The 18523-nt window shown below is 44.3% G+C and carries 15 protein-coding genes; 7 read left to right on the plus strand and 8 right to left on the minus strand.

Annotated features, from left to right (window positions below; translation table 11 throughout):
• Nucleotides 1-6: 6 nt before the first annotated feature.
• Nucleotides 7-984, plus strand: a complete 978-nt coding sequence (locus QUB66_RS19840; protein WP_332969453.1) for a BsuBI/PstI family type II restriction endonuclease — start codon at nt 7-9, stop codon at nt 982-984.
• A 735-nt stretch (nt 985-1719) separates the two neighbouring features.
• On the opposite strand, the gene argZ is transcribed toward QUB66_RS19840, so the two are convergent.
• From argZ to QUB66_RS19855, 3 genes are all read right to left on the minus strand, one after another.
• Nucleotides 1720-3834: a bifunctional arginine dihydrolase/ornithine cyclodeaminase gene (argZ, locus tag QUB66_RS19845; protein ID WP_332969452.1), complete on the minus strand. Its 2115-nt coding sequence runs from the start codon at nt 3832-3834 to the stop codon at nt 1720-1722.
• A gap of 223 nt (nt 3835-4057) precedes the next feature.
• Nucleotides 4058-7267 (minus strand): PAS domain-containing protein, encoded by a 3210-nt coding sequence (locus QUB66_RS19850; protein ID WP_332969450.1) that lies wholly within the window; start codon nt 7265-7267, stop codon nt 4058-4060.
• A gap of 584 nt (nt 7268-7851) precedes the next feature.
• The gene (locus QUB66_RS19855; protein WP_332969448.1) at nt 7852-8790 is read right to left on the minus strand and encodes a glycosyltransferase family 2 protein; all 939 of its coding nucleotides are present in this window, start codon (nt 8788-8790) and stop codon (nt 7852-7854) included.
• A gap of 327 nt (nt 8791-9117) precedes the next feature.
• Here QUB66_RS19855 and QUB66_RS19860 point away from each other — a divergent pair, with 327 nt between their 5' ends.
• The 5 genes from QUB66_RS19860 to QUB66_RS19880 all read left to right on the plus strand — a co-directional run bounded on the left by QUB66_RS19860 (nt 9118) and on the right by QUB66_RS19880 (nt 13396).
• Nucleotides 9118-10320 (plus strand): argininosuccinate synthase, encoded by a 1203-nt coding sequence (locus tag QUB66_RS19860; protein ID WP_265234889.1) that lies wholly within the window; start codon nt 9118-9120, stop codon nt 10318-10320.
• A gap of 314 nt (nt 10321-10634) precedes the next feature.
• Nucleotides 10635-11324, plus strand: a complete 690-nt coding sequence (locus QUB66_RS19865) for a Uma2 family endonuclease (protein WP_265234888.1) — start codon at nt 10635-10637, stop codon at nt 11322-11324.
• A gap of 59 nt (nt 11325-11383) precedes the next feature.
• Nucleotides 11384-11974, plus strand: coding sequence for a Uma2 family endonuclease (locus QUB66_RS19870; protein WP_265234887.1), 591 nt, complete (start codon nt 11384-11386; stop codon nt 11972-11974).
• Nucleotides 11975-11978: 4 nt separating this feature from the next.
• A complete protein-coding gene (locus QUB66_RS19875) occupies nt 11979-12278 on the plus strand; it encodes a type II toxin-antitoxin system Phd/YefM family antitoxin (RefSeq protein WP_332969446.1) in 300 nt (99 codons plus the stop codon).
• Between the two features lie 218 nt (nt 12279-12496).
• Complete coding sequence (locus QUB66_RS19880; RefSeq protein WP_265234885.1) at nt 12497-13396, plus strand: type IV pilin-like G/H family protein; 900 nt, start codon at nt 12497-12499, stop codon at nt 13394-13396.
• A 61-nt stretch (nt 13397-13457) separates the two neighbouring features.
• On the opposite strand, the gene QUB66_RS19885 is transcribed toward QUB66_RS19880, so the two are convergent.
• Both QUB66_RS19885 and QUB66_RS19890 read right to left on the minus strand, forming a co-directional pair.
• Nucleotides 13458-14075 carry a Uma2 family endonuclease gene (locus QUB66_RS19885; RefSeq protein ID WP_332969443.1) on the minus strand — a complete coding sequence of 206 codons (618 nt, stop codon included), beginning with the start codon at nt 14073-14075 and terminating at the stop codon, nt 13458-13460.
• Nucleotides 14076-14281: 206 nt separating this feature from the next.
• A complete protein-coding gene (locus QUB66_RS19890) occupies nt 14282-14905 on the minus strand; it encodes a DedA family protein (protein ID WP_332969442.1) in 624 nt (207 codons plus the stop codon).
• Nucleotides 14906-15253: 348 nt separating this feature from the next.
• Between QUB66_RS19890 and QUB66_RS19895 the strand changes: the two genes are divergently transcribed.
• Complete coding sequence (locus QUB66_RS19895) at nt 15254-15598, plus strand: STAS domain-containing protein (protein ID WP_265234882.1); 345 nt, start codon at nt 15254-15256, stop codon at nt 15596-15598.
• 98 nt (nt 15599-15696) lie between these two features.
• On the opposite strand, the gene QUB66_RS19900 is transcribed toward QUB66_RS19895, so the two are convergent.
• The 3 genes from QUB66_RS19900 to QUB66_RS19910 form a co-directional block, all read right to left on the minus strand.
• Nucleotides 15697-16347: a hypothetical protein gene (locus tag QUB66_RS19900; RefSeq protein ID WP_332969440.1), complete on the minus strand. Its 651-nt coding sequence runs from the start codon at nt 16345-16347 to the stop codon at nt 15697-15699.
• On the minus strand, nt 16340-16894 hold the full coding sequence (locus QUB66_RS19905) for an Npun_F5560 family protein (RefSeq protein WP_265234880.1): 555 nt from the start codon (nt 16892-16894) through the stop codon (nt 16340-16342). The genes QUB66_RS19900 and QUB66_RS19905 overlap by 8 nt, the downstream gene beginning before the upstream one ends.
• Nucleotides 16895-17093: 199 nt before the next feature.
• Complete coding sequence (locus QUB66_RS19910) at nt 17094-17732, minus strand: class II aldolase/adducin family protein (protein WP_265234879.1); 639 nt, start codon at nt 17730-17732, stop codon at nt 17094-17096.
• Nucleotides 17733-18523: the final 791 nt, after the last annotated feature.

Raw genomic sequence — 18523 nt, forward strand, 5'->3', positions numbered from 1 at the left:
GGATTTATGGTACAACAACAAGAAAAACTTAATGAAGCGAAAGCATTATTGACCGCCTTGGGGCTGCCAAAAGCACAGTGTAATGATCGATCAGCATGGGTCTTTTTGGCGTTGGCTAACATAAAACCTTCAGATAACTGGAGTTCATCAACAGCAAAGCTTTTGCAAACCGTAAAGATCATGGAATTCATCCGTAACGAATATGGAATGGATTATAAGGCGAACAGTCGCGAAACCATTAGACGGCAAACACTTCATCAATTCGAGCAAGCCCGTATTGTTGATCGAAACCGAGACGACCCTACACGAGCAACCAATAGCAAAGACAATAACTATTCATTGAATCGGTCAATATTGGAAATTCTGGCGGAATACCCGAACGGCGGCTGGTTGGGAAAAGTTCAAGATTACAAAGACGCGGTGCCCGAATTGAAGGCACAATATGAACGCGCTCTTGATATGCACAAAATTCCAATTAGCTTACCAAATGGCGAAACTATCACGTTGTCACCTGGTAAGCATAATCAGCTTCACGCTGACATTGTTCACGAATTCTGTTCGCGCTTCATCGGTTCTGGCGGTCGATTGTTATACATTGGTGACACCGCCAGCAGTCGAAAAGAAGGCGGAAAGCTGATGTTCCGAGAAGCCGAATATCTGGAATCTCTAGGTGTAACCCCAATGTCACATGACAAATTGCCAGATATTGTAGTGTATGACGAAGATCGGGAATGGCTATTTTTGATTGAAGCAGTTACCAGTCATGGTCCTATATCCCCAAAGCGTTGGATTGAACTTGAGGAAACCTTCAAAGATTGTAAGGTAGGTCTTGTTTACGTGACAGCGTTTCCAGACCGTGCTGAATTTCGCAAGAATGCGGCTGATATTGCATGGGAAACTGAAGTGTGGATTGCAGATAACCCTGATCATCTAGTTCATTTTAATGGTGAGCGTTTCCTCGGTCCTCATGGTAAAAGTATCTAACAAGCGCTTGCACGCAAAAAGGTGACACACGCTATATCATTGCCGTTCGTTGAAGCGTAAGCCGTTAGACCGTTGGAGATCGCATCGTTGAGATTATTTATTTCTATTCGAGATTAGGCAAGCAAAAATAGTTAATTTAGTTGCTAGGTTTCGAGAGATAATTGCCGATCGCACTCCAAAACACATCAAAGCATTTGAGAATATTTGTTGTTGGGTGAGATAGCGATCGCCTTTAGTAAACTTGAGAAGATGATTGTTGGGGCTAGCGCATAAACTTTGAGTGAAAAGTTGCGATAATATACTAATTTAGAGGAAATATGAAACTAGAAAAGCGATCGCTACTACCAATCGGGCTTTTTCTGCTTTACACATTTTCCATAACATGGTTTTGTTGGTCAATTATTATCATCTGGAATAGATATTTTAATACGCTTTGGTATGGTGAACCTCTATCTTTGATACCATACACAATCGGAGATTTAGGGCCAGCCATTAGTTCTTATCTAATTCATCGACAATGAAGAGAGCATCTTCATTCCTGCCCTCTAAAATACAATTTCTCAGGTCTATTAATTCCTGTACCATTGCTCTTGACCTCAATATTTAGAGGAATTTCGTAAGGTGCACGGCGAGGCGCACCCTACGCGCTCTATTCTTGAGTCCGCGGAGGCGGATATCGTTTGTGTAGACGCGGTTTCAACCGCCGTCTTATCTACCGCAACATCCGCCCAGAATCTACACAGATTGAGTTACATGATGGCGGCTGGTCAACTTATCCAATTGATTCACCAACAAACTCAGGAACAATCCCACATCCGTGACAACTCCCGTAGATTCGATCGACCCCCGATCGCTCAATTTAGTCACCACAGCCGGATTAATGTCCACACAGACCATCTTCACACCCGCCGGTGTCATATTTCCCACACCGATCGAGTGCAGCATAGACGACAGCATTAACACCATATCCGCGCCCCGTAACAGCTCAGTATACTCTTCTTGAGCCTTCACCATATCCATTTGCGTGTCAGGAAGTGGCCCATCATCGCGGATCGAACCAGCCAGCGAAAACGGTATATTGTGCTTCACACATTCGTACATCACACCGCTGGTAATTACGCCTGCTTCAACGACTTTAGCAATACTTCCATAACGCCGCGTGGTGTTAATCATTTTCAAGTGGTGGCGGTGTCCGCCGCGCACAGCAACGCCGCGTTTCATGTCAACTCCCAAAGAGGTTCCCATGCTCGCTTGTTCCATGTCGTGAACCGCGATCGCATTTCCACCCAACAATGCTTGCACATAACCTTCGCGAATCAAATGCGCCAAATGTTCGCCGCCGCCCGTGTGGATGACAACAGGCCCCGCCGTCACTACAACTTTGCCTCCCCGATCGCGAATTTGGCGCAATTCCCACGCTACTTGTTCCACCACCAATTCTACCCGGCGCTCACTAGAAACGCTACCCGACATAAAGCTGAATTCTTGAGAATTGCGCTGTTCTCGCGATTCTGTTTTGCGGATAGTGCGGATGCCCACCACATCGACAACGACTTTTTCACCTATTTTCAAATCGCGCAATAATTTGCACGTAGCCACCGGGCCTTCTGCGGTTTCAGTAATCGCAACTGCACCGTCCATCCGCTGATTTCGCGCTCTCACCCACTGACCGTTTACCCGCACTTCCGTGGGATAAATCGTACTAACATAAAAGTCATCCGGGCCGACGCCATCCTGCACAACATCTTCTAAAATAGCGTCGCAAATATCTTCCGGTGGTGGCACTGCACCCAAATCAATCAGCAATCCCATGATTTCTTCCATCACATCGTGGGAAGGTGCCGAAACTTTAACATCCGCAGATGATGTGCTTTGGCGCTGCTCTCCTAAATTGAAATTCAGCACTTGGAAACTGCCGCCGTTTTCGATGATTAAGTCTAAAGCGCGACTGATCAAACCCGCATCTAGCAAGTGGCCTGCCATGCGGATTGTGCGGCTTTCTACCATCACGTTTGCCGATCGATCTTCTTGCACCGGTTCATTCACCCGCAGCGTCAAACACTTACAAGCACCGCCGGCTTTCAAAAATTCGCTCATCGGCGTTTCAATGACTTTGAAACCCGCTTCAGTGATGCGCGTTTTCAAGCCTTCGCTGACCTTGTTCATTACCACAACTTTGTCAATATTGACAGCATTGCAAGCAAAGTTCGCGGCATCTGCTTCTTCAATGGCGATGCGTTTTTCCGGCGCAACTCGCATTTCAATTAAGCGGTTCGAGTAAGAGTCAAATGCTGCTGGATAGTAGAGCAAATAGCCACCTGTGAGCGGACAAAAACAGGTGTCTAAGTGATAGAAACGTTCGTCAACTAAACGCAGCGACAGCACTTCTATGTTCAGCCAGTTTGCTAGTAATGGGTGCGAGTCGAGTTCGGAACGGAAGCCGTATCCAGCCCACAGCCAGCGTCCTTCGCGATCGAGCAAAGCATCACCTGCGCCCTCAAACGGCAAGTCCTTCGGGAGTTCGTGCACGGTGAAACCTTTGCTTTCAAACCATGCTTTGAAATAGGGTTCTTCGCCTTGGCGTTCTTTGTGATAGAAACGACTGAGGACGAAAGTATTGCCTAAAAGCAAGCCTGCGTTGGCGGTGAAAACCATATCCGGCCAGCCTTTTTCGGGCGGCACGAGATCTACAATGGCGTTGTCTTTCAGGACGTGGTAGAGTTTCTCCCACTGTTCGACGGCTCGCTCGCGCGATGATTTGTGGACGTTTCCCTCCATCCAAGGGTTAATTACATAATCGACATCGTAGTGGTCGGGAGCGCACATCAGGAAGCGTATTGAGTCAGTCATAAGTCAGTTAAAATGTAGTAGATGCTACAGACGCGAGTTGAGATAATATGTATGAAATCAACTGTAAAATTCATTCCCAAGAGAAAGAGTGAAACGTCTAGCAGCGAAAAAAGTAGCTTTTAATTCTATCACGATTAAGATAAGATTAAACTAGACCACAGATGGTTCCAATGAAATATCGGATCAAATGTCAGGGTTTGATATTATTTGCCGTCAATTAACCTTAATAAAAGGTTTTACTTTTCACTTTTTGCGAAATCGGCAGTTCGATCGCAAATTCTGTTCCCCGCCCAACCTCTGAATTACACCGCAACTTACCGCCGTGGGTGTCTTTAACAATTTGGTAACTAATCGACAACCCCAAACCAGTGCCACTGCCGATCGGCTTTGTAGTAAAAAACGGGTCAAACATCCTTGACTGAACTTCGGGAAGGATACCGGGCCCATTGTCAGCAATCCGCACAACAACTTGATTGTCCCTATTTATTTCAGTGCTAATGTGAATCTGAGGATTTTTCTCAAACATTTTTCCAGCATCATTTGTAACTGTTGAAATATTGTTTGCTAATGACGAATGAGTGATGACTAATGACTCTTCCACAGCGTCGATCGCATTCACCAGCAAATTCATAAATACCTGGTTTAATTGAGCCGGATAACACTCGACTTTTGGCAGCTCGCCATAATTTTTAATAACTTGAATTTCCCGACGTTTTGGCTGTGACTGCAATCGGTGCTGCAAAATCACCAAAGTGCTCTCTATCCCTTCATGAATGTCGATTACTTTACACTCTGTTTCATCGAGTCTCGAAAAGTTTCGCAAAGACTGCACAATCTGCTTAATTCGGTTAGCACCTTCTTGCATTGAAGCCATAATTTTTGGGAAATCCTCAGCGATAAAATCTACTTCGACTTCTGTCAATTCTTTGGCAATTTCTGGAAATGGTTCGGGATAATGTTGTTGGTAAAGCTGAATCAATTTTACCAAATCGCCAGCGTACTGTGCGGCTGGAATAATATTACCGTAGATGAAGCTAATCGGGTTATTAATTTCGTGGGCAACTCCCGCTACCATTTGCCCGATACTTGACATTTTTTCGGATTGAATGAGCTGGGCTTGAGCTTTTTTTAATGATGCCAAAGTTTGTTCTAACTGTTCGGCTTTTTCTCGTTCTCGCTGTTCGCTAAATTGCAAAGCTGCTTCTGCTTGTTTGCGATCGCTAATATCAGTGTTCGTGCCCGTCATCCGCAAAGGATTTCCCGAATCATCGCGTTCCATCACTTTAGCTTGAGCTAAAATCCACTTCCACTCGCCGGATTTTGTCAGCATCCGAAATTCCACTTCGTACATCGAACTTTCCCATTGAAAGTGAGCTTGTATCGCTGCTTGAGCCTGTGACAAATCCTCTGGATGTACCAGTTGCTCCCAGGATGCAAAATTATTTTCAACCTCCTCTACTTCATATCCCAGCATCGTCTTCCACCGCGAACTAAAATATACTTCTCCCGTCCTCACATTCCAATCCCACAATCCCATAGCACAGCCTTCAAATGCTAGATAAAAACGCTCTTCGCTAATTTGCAAAGCAGCTTCGGCTTGTTTCCGTTCAGTAATATCCATGACTGTTCCCAACAGTTGGATTACTTCTGGGGTTTCGTTAGAAACAGTTTCTCCCCTGATCTCCACATATCGGATATGACCGCTAGAATGCAAAATTCGCAATTCAATTTTGTAGGGAGTTCCTTCTGAAATAGCGAGGTTGATAGTTTGCTCAAAAACCTCTCTGTCGTCGGGATGATACATCTCCAAAAGTTGCAAGTATGTCGGTTCAGGTGCGGTTGAGTCAAGACCAAAAATGCGGAATACTTCTGCTGACCAAGTAATTTTATTTGTGACGACATCAAATTCCCAACTACCGATATGGGCAATTTTCTGGGCTGCTGCTAGAGTAGCTTCGCTCTGTTGCAGTTTCAGTCGCTGCTGTTTATCTTGTTCGAGAAGATTGGCTTGGGCGATCGCAATTCCCATTTGTGCCGCCACAGTTTTCAATAATCCGATCTCATCTTGCGTCCATTGGCGGTGAGCGTACTGGTGCAAGCACATCATTCCGTTAGCTTTTCCCTGGTAAGAAGTCCGCACTGCTATCATCGACTTCAAACCTATTTCCTCGCACAAACCTATGACATTTTCTAGCAGCGGTTCCACATAAATATCATTACAAACTACAACTTTATCTTGGGACAATACAAACTGAACGTGAGGGTTGCCCTCGATGGGAATTTCTAAATTTGAAAGCGATTTTGATTCAATTCTTGTGTAGTAAGCCACACAAGGAAGGCGGGGACTTGGATCTTCTGTGTAGGTGTGAATCAAGCAAGTATCGGCATTAAAAACTCGACATATTTGGGCTGCTGCTGTTTGAAACACTCGATCCTGCTTTAAGCTGTAACGAATTTCCAGAGTAATTGTTTCTAGCAGAAATCTTTGCTTAATTTGCCGTTCCAAAGCAGCTAAAGCCGTTTTCAGTTCGAGTTCTGCTTGTTTGCGATCGCTAATTTCAGTAGCACTTCCCAGAATTTTCCAAGGTTTACCCTCTGCTGTTCTGGTAAACACGGTATCCATGCTAAAAAACCAGCGATATTCACCGTTTTGGTGCTGAATTCGGTACTCAATCTCAAAGCTTTCACCGTCTTGTGCTGTCTCAATCCGGCTCATGTGTTCTGAGAAAGCTGGCAAATCATCAGGGTGGATTAAGTTAGGCAGAAATGCTGCTCCCATTTGCTGTATTTCTGCCAGGGAATAGCCAAGATCCCTATACAGTTCGCGATTGATATATAAAATCCGCTGTTCCATCACATCGTAAATGTACAAAACATTAGGATTCATTTTAATTACTGCCGACAGCCAGTGCTGACTTTCTCGCAGTTCTGCTTCGACCCGCTTGCGTTCTTCTATTTCTGCTTGCAGCCGCGCATTTTGTGCTACAATTTGCTTAGAAAGACGACTGAGCAGCAGTTGATTTTCGATGCGGCTCACCACTTCTTCTGTTTGAAACGGTTTACTAATGTAGTCTACCGCCCCCAGCGAAAAAGCTTTGACTTTATCAAATACTTCATTTAAAGAGCTGAGAAAAATTACAGGAATATCTTTGGTTTTGGGAGAAGCTTTTAGCTGTTCGCAGACTTGATAGCCATTCATACCGGGCATCATGATGTCCAGCAAAATCAAATCCGGTGGAGTCGATTGAGCAAAGTTAAGAGCCAATTTGCCATCCCGTGTCGGCCGCACTTTATATCCCCGCTTAGACAAAACCTGGGATAAAAGGCGCAAGCTTTCTGGGTGATCATCAACGATTAAAATGTTTTGTGTTAATACATCTTTTTGAGATGCGAGTGTTTTTGTTTCAGCGGATTCTTGATCATATTGATTCATAATAACTCCCCTATCACTATTTTTATTTATCAAATCTTAAATATTAAATCCTACAATTATTTGTACATAAAACTATTAGTTTGTAGCAGCATGAGTATTGGTAGAGGTTAATTTATGGCGCGGATTTGAGCAATACAAGTTTCAATCAGCTCGGCATCCTGTTTTTCGAGGACTGGCGGTCAATGAGCGACTGTATGCGATGCTTTTATCAGCTATGGCAGCATAAATCAGACTCTCAGTATCCCTTTCGCTTGAGGCAGTGGCACTGTCCGATCGCTCGCTAAGATAGATTACCCCTGATATTTGTAATAATTGTATCAAGAATGTCTGCATTTTTAAAATTTGTGGGCATAAAATTATCCCAGGCGATCGAGAAAACAGCCGATATTCCTCAAATCACCGGCTCAGCACGCAACTTTACATTAAACGCCAAACTTTTACAATGTTTAAAGCCCTGTTTTACCTGTATTTATTGGATTGCTCGGACTTGTGTTTTTTGCGTAAATATACTGACTCTCTTTCAGCAAATACACAAGCCCTGACAAGCTCTGATCGTATGTGATATGTTGTTTGGGCGGGCTAATTTATGAAACTTTTGCATCAGCCTGTAATTCACCGTAAGCAGCATACACAGCTTTAACATTATACCAATTCAGAAAAATTCGAGCTATTTCTAAAGCTAACTGCGGTTTGCCTTGGTCAATTAGCCACTGCAAAAAAGGAGTCATCGTCCGCTCATTCAGCATCCCGCCCAAAGACAAAACTCCCCACAGTATTTGGTGTAGCCAAGTCATTTGAATCATTAGCTTTACTTCCCAACTTGGGTGTTTTTGATAAAACAAAACTCCCATTCTCCCGCGCTGAATTTCTCGGTCAATCATGCCTGGTATTTGATCTAGGTTAAAAGCTGGATGCCAGTGATAGCCTACAGCCTGCGGACATTTAATCAGTTTTAAACCTAATTTTTTCAACCTGACACCCAATTCTAAATCTTCCCATCCATACAGTTGAAAGCGATTGTCAAACAGTCCAGCTTCCAGCAGCCAGTGGCGGGCGATGGCCACATTTCCTGTAGCAAAATAAGCCGCCGAAAAATCCGTTATTTTGTAAGGTTCCGAGGTGGGATTGTCGAAATTGCAAGTATTAATCACGCTGCCGTAAGTAAAAACCGCATCAGTATCTTTGTAGCCCTGTAGTAAAGCATCTGCGTGTGCTTGTAAAAAATGCTTTGTTACAACTAAATCGCTGTCAATAAAAATAATTGTCTCGCCCTTAGCATTTTCAACGCCTAAATTCCGGGCGGCGGCTGGGCCTTGGTGAGATTGGGCGATCGATCGCACATGGGGTAAAAACTCGGCATCGTTGCTCAACCACTCGATCGTCCCATCCGTCGAGCCGTCATCGACTACAATCACCTCATAATCTGTGACACTACTACCAAACTGCTGATTTTCCAGAGCCAGTAGACATTTTTCCAAAATCGGTTTACGATTGTACGTCGGAATCACAACACTAAAAAACACAACTTTTCCCCATCGCCACAGTTACCGTATCCCACGGTAGCAGATTTTTCGCAGCAACTAGGCCGGGAAATCGCCAACCTTAGCAAAAAAAGAATATCTAAATCTGTACGATTGCTGACAAGAATCGATCTCAATTAGGTGCATAATACAAAGTTGGTTAAATTCCAATACGGTTGGGTTAACAGTGTTTATGGCCCGGAGATCCCCCTAAATCCCCCTTAAGAAGGGGGACTTTGAGAAGAATCTTGTCCCCCCCTTTTTAAGGGGGGCTAGGGGGGATCGGCTCTGGCCCAAGCGTATTAAGTTAAATTCAGGATGTAAATACAAATGAGTCGCGCTAAAAAAGTTGTGCTAGCATATTCGGGCGGAGTCGATACCTCCGTCTGCATTCCTTACTTGATGAAGGAGTGGGGAGTCGAAGAGGTAATTACTCTGGCGGCGGATTTGGGACAGGGAGACGAATTGGAACCAATCCGCAAGAAAGCTTTGGCATCTGGTGCTTCGGAATCGTTGGTAATCGATGCTACCGAGGAATTTGTCAAGGATTATGCGTTTCCAGCGATTCAAGCTAACGCGCTTTACGAAAATCGGTATCCGCTTTCTACGGCGCTGGCTCGCCCGCTGATTGCTAAATTGTTAGTAGAAGCTGCGGAAAAATACGGTGCAGATGCGATCGCCCACGGTTGTACGGGTAAGGGAAACGATCAGGTACGGTTTGATGTGTCGATCGGCGCACTGAATCCCAAGATTAAGATTTTAGCACCGGCGCGGGAGTGGAAAATGAGCCGCGAGGAAACGATCGCCTACGGCGAAAGATGCGGGATTCCGTCGCCGGTGAAGAAGTCTTCGCCTTATAGTATCGATCGCAATTTGTTAGGAATGGCGATCGAAGCCGGCATCCTCGAAGATCCTTGGGCGGAACCGCCGGAAGAGGTGTTTTTGATGACAAAGGCGATCGAGCAAACTCCCAACACACCCGAATACATAGAAATCGGTTTCGAGTGCGGAAAGCCTGTCAGTTTGAACGGCAAAGAATTATCACCAGTCGCCCTGATTACCCAACTCAACGAAATAGCTGGAAATCACGGAGTCGGGCGTATCGACATGATTGAAAACCGCCTAGTCGGGATTAAATCGCGGGAGATTTACGAAACACCAGCGATTTTAGTATTAATGCACGCGCACCGAGACTTAGAAAGTTTGACCTTGACAGCAGATGTCACGCGATACAAGCGCGGCATCGAAGAAACCTACAGCGAAATGATTTACAATGGTCTTTGGTACAACCCTTTAAAAACTGCTTTAGACGCATTTATTCAGGATACTCAAAAGCGAGTAACTGGAACCGTGCGCCTAAAAATGTTCAAAGGAAATGCCACAATTGTCGGCCGCAAATCCGAGTATTCGCTGTACAGTTTCGACTTAGCAACCTACGGCGCTGAGGATGAATTCGACCATAAAGCGGCCGAAGGATTTGTCTACGTTTGGGGACTGCCAACGCGCATTTGGTCGGAGAAGAATAGAGGCTAGAAATTAGCTAAAAATTAGTAGGGTGCGCAGTGCGCACCTTATTTGCTAAAAATAAGAGTCGGCAGATCAGAGTCGGCAGATCAGAGTCGGCAGATCAGAGTCGGCGGTTGAAACCGCGACTACACAAACAATGTCCGCCTCCGCGGACTGAAGATCGGAGTCGGCGGTTGAAACCGCGACTACACAAACAATGTCCGCCTCCGCGGACTGAAGAATTAAATGCTGCGCACCTGATTTAAAGTACGTAGGGTGTGCACTGCGCACCGCATTTGCTAAGGTATAAATAGAATAATTTAAAAATCCCCGCAAATGCCATGACCGCCTCAATATCAAGAGTTATTCAAACAGATATTACGACAACTACATCTCAAGGTAAAACCGCCACTTGGGAAGATTACTTGGCTTATCGCGATGCTCCCAACGATAATGATCACATCGGATTGTGCTTTAATTGCGATCGGCTTTTAGTCATTGATATGGGAAAAGAAGGAATCAATCACGCCATCATCAATAACTTGTTTCCAATGTTATTCGCTATCTGGTTTAGTCAAGTACCAGAACAGATATACAGTTCCCTGGGCGGCTGCTTGCTAGAAAAACCTAAAAAGCAAGCTGCATCACCAGATTTAATGGTTTACGTGGGGAGCGAATACCCAACTTGGCAAACAGGAGAGCGGCGTTACATTAATTTAGAACAGTGGCGAGTTCCTAATTTAGTTGGCGAAATTGCTGACACAACTTTAACAATAGATTTAGATGAGAAAAAATATCTCTATGCCGATTTGGGAATTCCTGAATATTGGGTAGTTGACGTTAAAGGTTTGCGAGTTTTTGCCTTTCAGTTGCAGTCAAACGGCAAGTATCAGGAATGCGAGACTTCTCTAGCACTTTCAGGATTGCCAATTTGTTTGTTGAATCAAACTTTGGAACGCTTAAATGCAGAAACAAATGGCAGTGCAGCCATGTGGTTTGCTCAACAGATTGCTAGCTTAAAAACAGAATGATTGTGGTATAATACGATCGCGGATACTAGAATCATCAAACAATTCATTCTGAAAAAGCAATGATTGCCAATAAAAGCCCAAATTACATCTCCCCAGAAGAATACCTGAAATTAGAAGAACTCAGCCCCATCAAGCATGAGTATATTCGGGGCGAAGTCTACGCAATGGCGGGTGCGAGTGATGCTCATGTGACTGTCGCCGGCAACTTATTTGCACTGTTGAGAAATCATGTTCGGGGTAGTGGCTGCCGTATTTATATGTCAGACATGAAAGCGAGGATTGAATCTAAGAATCTTTACTACTATCCCGACGTGATGGTAAGTTGCGATGAACGGGACAAAGCATTTCAATCTTATAAAAGATATCCTTGTTTAATTGTCGAGGTTTTGTCTGATGGAACTGAAGGATTCGATCGCGGAGATAAGTTTGCTGATTATCAGGAATTAGAAACGCTTCAGGAGTACGTATTAATTAACCAAAAACGGCAGCGAGTGGAGTGTTTTCGGCGCAATGCTGAGGGGTTGTGGGTTTTGCAGTCTTACACGCCCGGAAGCGAAGTTTGCTTAGCTAGTGTTCATTTTCGCACGAGTATGGATGCTATATATGAGGATGTGGTGTTTGCTGGGAATGATGCGGAAATAGAGAATTGAACGAGTGGCTAGCTTGAAAACAGGGCGAGTGCGGTATAATAAAAATGGTGAAGTTTTCGAGCAAAAAAACATAATTGCAAATATGCCAAAATACCTGACAATTGCAGAAGCGCAACAACAACTACCAAAGTGGCCGGATGACTTAGTAGCAGAGCCAGCTATCATCACTAAGGATGGGAAATCGGCAATAATTGCCCTCAGTTTTAAACAATTTGAATCTCTGTTAGAAACAATAGAAATTCTCTCAGATCGCGAGTTTATGGCTCATTTGCGATCGGGCATTGAACAAGCACAGAATGGATAAACAATAGACTTACAACAGTTAAAAGCCGAGTTAAACCTTTGACAGCACTTAAAAATGGAGCCTGTAGAATATCAAGTTATTTTGACTGCACAAGCAGGGCAACTATTTATGAAAAATCCCTAACTTACATATAGACAATTTCACCGCGACGAACCTGTGCTATCGTGAGCTTCTAACGTTTATTGTGTAGCAAAGCTTTGTAAAAATGGTAAATTACTATGACTCCCCCTCAAAAAAGACCTGAGATTTCACCTTTGAAAAAAGTTTTTATTAGTCCAGGATGGATAGTAGTATTAGCCATAGCTTGCTTTGCATTCTGGAGGGCACGAAATCCTGAAACTTCTTCAAATTCAACTTTTGTGGCTAATGGTAATCAGTCTGTTCCCAAACAATTAATAGGTCAATGGCAAACACAAACTCCTGGTAATTCTGTAACATTAATTTTTACTAATGAAGGGACGTTATTTGTTTGGAATACGCCTACTATTGCTAAACAAATGGAATATCAGACTGATGTAAATCATCAACCCAAGAATTTGGATATATTAACACGAGGTCAAGTTACGGGAAGGACAATTTTTGAGTTTACGGCTGATGGTAAGTTGCGTTTAATCTTAAATAATATTCGAGCATCTCGACCTACTTCTTTTGATTCTAATGCCAGGATTTTTCAGAAAGTATCTGAAAAAACGACATTGCCTGATAATGTGAAAGTAATTAATTTTAAAGAACCCAACCAAGCTAGACAATCGGAAGGAAAACAATATGTTGCATCTATAAATAGAGGACAACAAGCTTTTTATGCTGAAAATGGACGTTTTACGTCTATTTTGCCAGAATTGGGATTAGGTATAAAATCAGAGACGGCAGGTTATTCATATAGTATTGTTTTGAGCAACGATGGGCGTTTTGTGCAATCAATTGGTTTAGCAAAGAGAGATGGATTGAAAAACTATACAGGAATAGTTTTTTGGGTTAACAATGCTGACAGTAAGTCTACATCTTCTCTATTTTGTGAAAGCTATCAACCTTCAAAAGAGCTTCCTGGATTACCGGTTGTTACCAACTCTAAAGATGGGCTACAATGTCCTCTTGGTTATTCGCCGATAGTGCGTTGAAAATCTGGACTAGATTAATAGCATATTTGAAATTACTTGAGTGCATTCAAAAGCTCATTCCTCACTCCTCAGACTCAAAATCCACACGATCGTACATTTCGCCCAAAGACATCTCAAAAGACACCGAACTCAACGCCAGAACCGCATCAGCACCATCATACTCAGACAAAACCCACTTATTGTCATCCCTCTTACAGAACTGTTCGACGTGCATTTCGTACTGATCGATCAAAACATACTCCCTGAATGTAGGAATCGTGCGAAAAAGTTTAAATTTGTCACCACGATCGTAATTCGCTGTCGATTTCGATAAAACCTCAGCCACCATCACCACATTAGTAATCGCATCTTTCCTCCCCTCAGCAAACTCTAGCTTACCCGCAACTACCATCACATCAGGATAAGTACAAAATTGCTTCTGTGGTATCCATAAACGCAAACCCAAAGCAAATAAATGATAATATTTCTGTCCTTTAAAAGCAAAATTCAAAGGAGTAACAAAATCACCTACTATCATATTGTGATTAGCGGAATTTGCCGCCATTGGTACTATTTGACCGCGATGATATTCACTTTTATACTCTGCGGCTTCTTCTGAATCAAAATACTCGGTTGGAGAGTAATAACTTTGTGGCTTACTCTCCATTACTTCTTCGCGAATTTCTGTTGATGCCGTCATAGTACATCCTCGTGCGATCGTACTCGCAATTATAACCGCATTAGGTGTTAGAAACCTGGTTGTTTGCAAGAATTCGGCGCTGTACCCAGAGTTGTCAAAAACCCGGTTTCTGAGAGTCTTAGCAATACAAAAAATAAGGACACAACAACGTTGTTGTGTCCTTACTTAGGCGGTATCGGAGTTGATGACACAACAATGTTGCGTCTCTACTTGGTCTTGTCCAAAGTCCGCGACTCTAACCACATAGGAATTACAATCCAAGCAACTGCTAACAGCAAAGCAAATACAGCAAATTGAGCCGCCCAAGCTACCAACTTCTCTAAAGACACAACTTGTCCTAGAAAGTATGACAAACTTACCATGACAGATGCCCAGCTTGCTGCACCCAGAATATTGAACAGCGAAAATTTCCAAAAAGGCATTTCTGCGATGCCCGCTAGGGGGCTGGCAAAAATCCGCAGCAGTGCGATGAAACGGCCTAAAAATACCGCTTTAGCTGCATTTTTGCTAAACTGTTCTTTTAGGTCAAACAGTTGTTCTTCCCGAAAGCGGAAAAATTGTCCTAGCTTCAGCAGCAGCGGCCAGCCGCCGTATCTGCCGATCGCATAACCGAAATTTCCGCCGAGAGTCGCACCGGCGATCGCACTTCCGAGCACAAACCAGAAATTCAGTTCCCCACTGCCAGCCAAAAAGCCACCAGCAATAGTAATTGTCTCGCCTGGGAGAGGGACTCCCAGATTTTCTAGCAAAATACCCAAAAATACCGCCCAGTAGCCGTAATCGTGGGCAAATTGCTGAATAGTCTCTAACGATAAAAACTCAAAAGACATTCGATACTGCCTTCGTAAACTTTTGCAAAGCTCAATACATTTATATCTTGGCTCGATTCAGCCAATAGTGCAATCCTTCGCTGTGATTAAGAACACACAAAACTCGCGATCGCCCGCCTAACAAAAAACTAGCCTTTAGGGCATTATAGATGAATGGAGAATAGTTGCGGTTGCGTTGAGCCCATCGCCAGCCCGTCATCCTACTAAATTTATCACCAGGGCGATCGCCACCGATTCCCACAAGGGCGATCGCGCATCCTAGAACCTTAGCTGAAATTCCCTGATGATCTCAACTTTGGCAGCAACCGAACTCACTTATTGATACTTGACAATCCGAGGATAACTGCTATGGAATTTCCCAACTTCAACCAACACATCATCCTCCAACCTCAAAACTGCCTCGACTCCGAAGCCGGCAGCCTCCTCCAGCAACAGCTAGCCGAGATTTTGCCTGATCGCCCCCAACTCTGGGTAATTGACATGGGCGACGTAGATTTTATCGACAGTTCCGGCTTGTGCGCCCTAGTCGGCGGACTCAACGCCGCCCGCCACCGGGGATGCCGCCTCGTCATCTGCAACGTCTCAGCCACTGTCAGGCTAATATTTGAACTTACTCAACTCGACCAACTTTTTGAAATTTTTGACAGTTTCGAGCAAATTATCTCAACACCAACTCCCGCTTTAGTTGCCTGATAAAAATTATACGATCTCCGGTTAATTGCCCATAACTAGGTTCGATCGTTGGGAATGCAAGTCCTGATTTATTAGCCAAGAAAGGACTAAAGTCCTCACTACGAACACCAAAAAGTAATTTGCATATCATAAATCGGCTTATTTGTCAAGCAATACCAATGGCAGACAAATAAATCCGGCACTTGAACGCCGACAGAAGCGATCGCAGGTGCAGCCGGAAAAGGCAAAAGTCGATCGAAACAAATCCTTTCCCCAACGAACCCGAACTGCATCAAATAAGTCGCCGGTGGTGCATTTAAAAGATTCAGTAACCCGAAAGCCAACTCATACAACTGCTGTCGCCAAACATCCGACAAATGCAGCGGTTGACGGTAACTCAACTCGCCAGACAACTTGTCAGATTCCGCAGCGATCGCCTCAGCATACAGCGGCCCCTTTGCCGTCAACACCACCGGTAGCCAAAAATTGCCATCGCCGACGGGCACTTGTAACTCCTGGGCCACTCGATCGCGCGCCGCCACAACATTAGCGCCAAATCGAAACACATCTTGACCCGGAAAAACCAGATCCGACGGCACATCCAGCGTCAAAGGACAAACGATCGATCCACCATCGGCGATCGCACCAGAATAGAGATCGGAAACCCCGCAGATCAGGACTTCAGTTAAAGGATCGGATTGAGAGATCGCCTCCAGGAGACAATCGGCCAGGCCCCGCGAATCGCCCGCCACAATCAAAACCTTAGACATTGCCAAAGCTCGGCATTTGAATACCGCGATCGTCATCAGGATCGACGCTCGGCAGATCCAGGCCTTTCGCCTTGCGATTCCGCATCGCCAGACGGTAAGTCACGCTCTGCAACTCAATATGCAACTGGCGGTTTTCCTTTTGCAGTTGATCCAACTTTTCCTTAATCGGCTCGATCCGCTCGGCAAACTTCTGGCGGTAAACCCCAGGCAATTCCTGAACCACTTGTTCGAGCATTCTAGAGCGATCGGTCAATTCTTGCACCGATTGCCGCAGTTGGTAAACCTCCGTATCCCGATCGGCGATTTGTTCCTGATAAAAACCCACCTGCTCTTCCACAGCTTGCAGTTGTTCCCGCATTGCCTGCATTTGAGCTTGGTGGCGATCGGAAACTTCCGGCGCCGGCACAAAACTCGAATTTCCCTTCACCAGTCTGAAAAGTTCTTGAGATAACTGCTGCACCAATTGGTCGCGCATTTGCAGCTCTTCGGTGAGACGAGATACCTCTGATTGCAGTTCTTTTGAGCTTACAAGTTTAGTTGGATTCACGATTACTCTCAGCTTTTGCTATAAAATGTGTTTCTTTAAAATATCTTTCCCTCACCACAGAGGCAAGAGGCAATTTAAAAATTTTGCACCCGGGCCTGCTAGATCGATCTGCCAGATGTCAACGGTCAAAGCCAGTCTAACTCACATCAGGCACCAAAGTCAGTCGATGTGAGATTTTAGATTTACTGCACAGATGAATCTAGTAGCTTTGAACCTTAGTCTCAAATTTTTGACTCTCTAGGTCTAACCCGATCGCCGCCGAGAGCACTTTGCCAGCTTCATCCAAGGTACTGCCAAAACAGATAATTCCGTCCTCGTGACCGGCCATCGCCAGAATTTTGCGATCGCCTAAATTCTCCTCCTCAAAAAGTCTAAACATTTCTAAGGCCATCTGCGGAGTACCGTAAGGTATTTCTTTTCTAGTCGTAGGAATCTTAAACAGCAGTTGCTGCCATAGTTGAGGATTGTGAACGTGAATTATCGCGCCCACATCATCTCTGTGAAGGTACAGGGCTGCGTGAGTTAGGGACTCCGACGAAGCTGGTACGGGGCCCCGGCAGCCGAGAAAATTTTGTTCTAAGTTAAATTCAGTGACAGTACAGTAGAAATCAGGCCCCAGATTTGGCAAGTGTGCCGTCTGGGTGCCTGAAATCACGAATTGGCAAGAATTGTCGAGTCTGACGCTGACGTTACCAAAACCAATGCCATTTTCGTAGACACCTATTAGTCCCCAAGAGTGGAGTCGATCGCGCCAGTCGATCAAATCTGCTATGTTATCGGCAGCTAAAGGATCTGCCTCTTGCCATTCGCAGCGGTACTTAACGACTCCTTCATCCATCTATTTTTCTGCCTAGCCCGTACACGACACACAAGTCTTATTCTGAGACTTGACCGAAGTTGTCAAACTGTTTTTTGTCTGCTGCCTTCTGTCTAGAGTGCCTGAGTGCCTTAAATAATCGGCGTTGCTGATTTACGGTATGAACGGCTAAATATGCAAATCATAAAAACCATTTTCCACAAAACTTCTGGATTTTTGCCTAGTTCTTTTTCATACCCTGATTAAGCATCGCCAAATAATCTACATTCCTGTGTCGCCGTAATTGGCGATCGACATCAGCAAAAAGTATACTACGCAAGAAGAACAAATTATTCCAAACATCATAAATTTAGCCTCAACAGGTGATTGCAAAAGTTGAATGTAAAAACGCACGCTTTCCGGCTGGGAGTTTTATTCTTGGCTGTTGCTATATCTAGTCTCTTATGTGAAACTATTTAACATACGTCAACAATTTATTGCTCAAGAGTACAGCATTTATACTGAGGTTGCTGGCCTCCTCAACAATACTTAACGAGAAAGTAGCCCTTGATCCGGGAACTTAGGTAAAATTAACCGTAAATTTACTTACTTTCATAATACTAATATTTCAGTGAGCGGAACACAAAATCAAAAAAGTTTACCAAATCAACACAAATGCTAGCCGATCGCCCGCGGCGTGATTAATTGCTAAAACCCTTGCTAATATTGATTTTTCAGTGAGCGGAACACAAAATTAAAAAAGTTTACCAAATCAACACAAATGCTAGCCGATCGCCCGCGGCGTGATTAATTGCTAAAACCCTTGCTAATAT

It is taken from the genome of Microcoleus sp. A2-C3 (assembly GCF_036706065.1).
Taxonomy (GTDB): domain Bacteria; phylum Cyanobacteriota; class Cyanobacteriia; order Cyanobacteriales; family Microcoleaceae; genus Microcoleus.

Excerpts from the sequence above, each read along its gene's own strand:
- QUB66_RS19840 (WP_332969453.1), top strand. The coding sequence starts at position 7 with ATGGTACAACAACAAGAAAAACTTAATGAAGCGAAAGCATTATTGACC.
- argZ (WP_332969452.1), bottom strand. The coding sequence starts at position 3,834 with ATGACTGACTCAATACGCTTCCTGATGTGCGCTCCCGACCACTACGAT.
- QUB66_RS19850 (WP_332969450.1), bottom strand. The coding sequence starts at position 7,267 with ATGAATCAATATGATCAAGAATCCGCTGAAACAAAAACACTCGCATCT.
- QUB66_RS19860 (WP_265234889.1), top strand. The coding sequence starts at position 9,118 with ATGAGTCGCGCTAAAAAAGTTGTGCTAGCATATTCGGGCGGAGTCGAT.
- QUB66_RS19865 (WP_265234888.1), top strand. The coding sequence starts at position 10,635 with ATGACCGCCTCAATATCAAGAGTTATTCAAACAGATATTACGACAACT.
- QUB66_RS19870 (WP_265234887.1), top strand. The coding sequence starts at position 11,384 with ATGATTGCCAATAAAAGCCCAAATTACATCTCCCCAGAAGAATACCTG.
- QUB66_RS19880 (WP_265234885.1), top strand. The coding sequence starts at position 12,497 with ATGACTCCCCCTCAAAAAAGACCTGAGATTTCACCTTTGAAAAAAGTT.
- QUB66_RS19885 (WP_332969443.1), bottom strand. The coding sequence starts at position 14,075 with ATGACGGCATCAACAGAAATTCGCGAAGAAGTAATGGAGAGTAAGCCA.
- QUB66_RS19890 (WP_332969442.1), bottom strand. The coding sequence starts at position 14,905 with ATGTCTTTTGAGTTTTTATCGTTAGAGACTATTCAGCAATTTGCCCAC.
- QUB66_RS19895 (WP_265234882.1), top strand. The coding sequence starts at position 15,254 with ATGGAATTTCCCAACTTCAACCAACACATCATCCTCCAACCTCAAAAC.
- QUB66_RS19900 (WP_332969440.1), bottom strand. The coding sequence starts at position 16,347 with ATGTCTAAGGTTTTGATTGTGGCGGGCGATTCGCGGGGCCTGGCCGAT.
- QUB66_RS19910 (WP_265234879.1), bottom strand. The coding sequence starts at position 17,732 with ATGGATGAAGGAGTCGTTAAGTACCGCTGCGAATGGCAAGAGGCAGAT.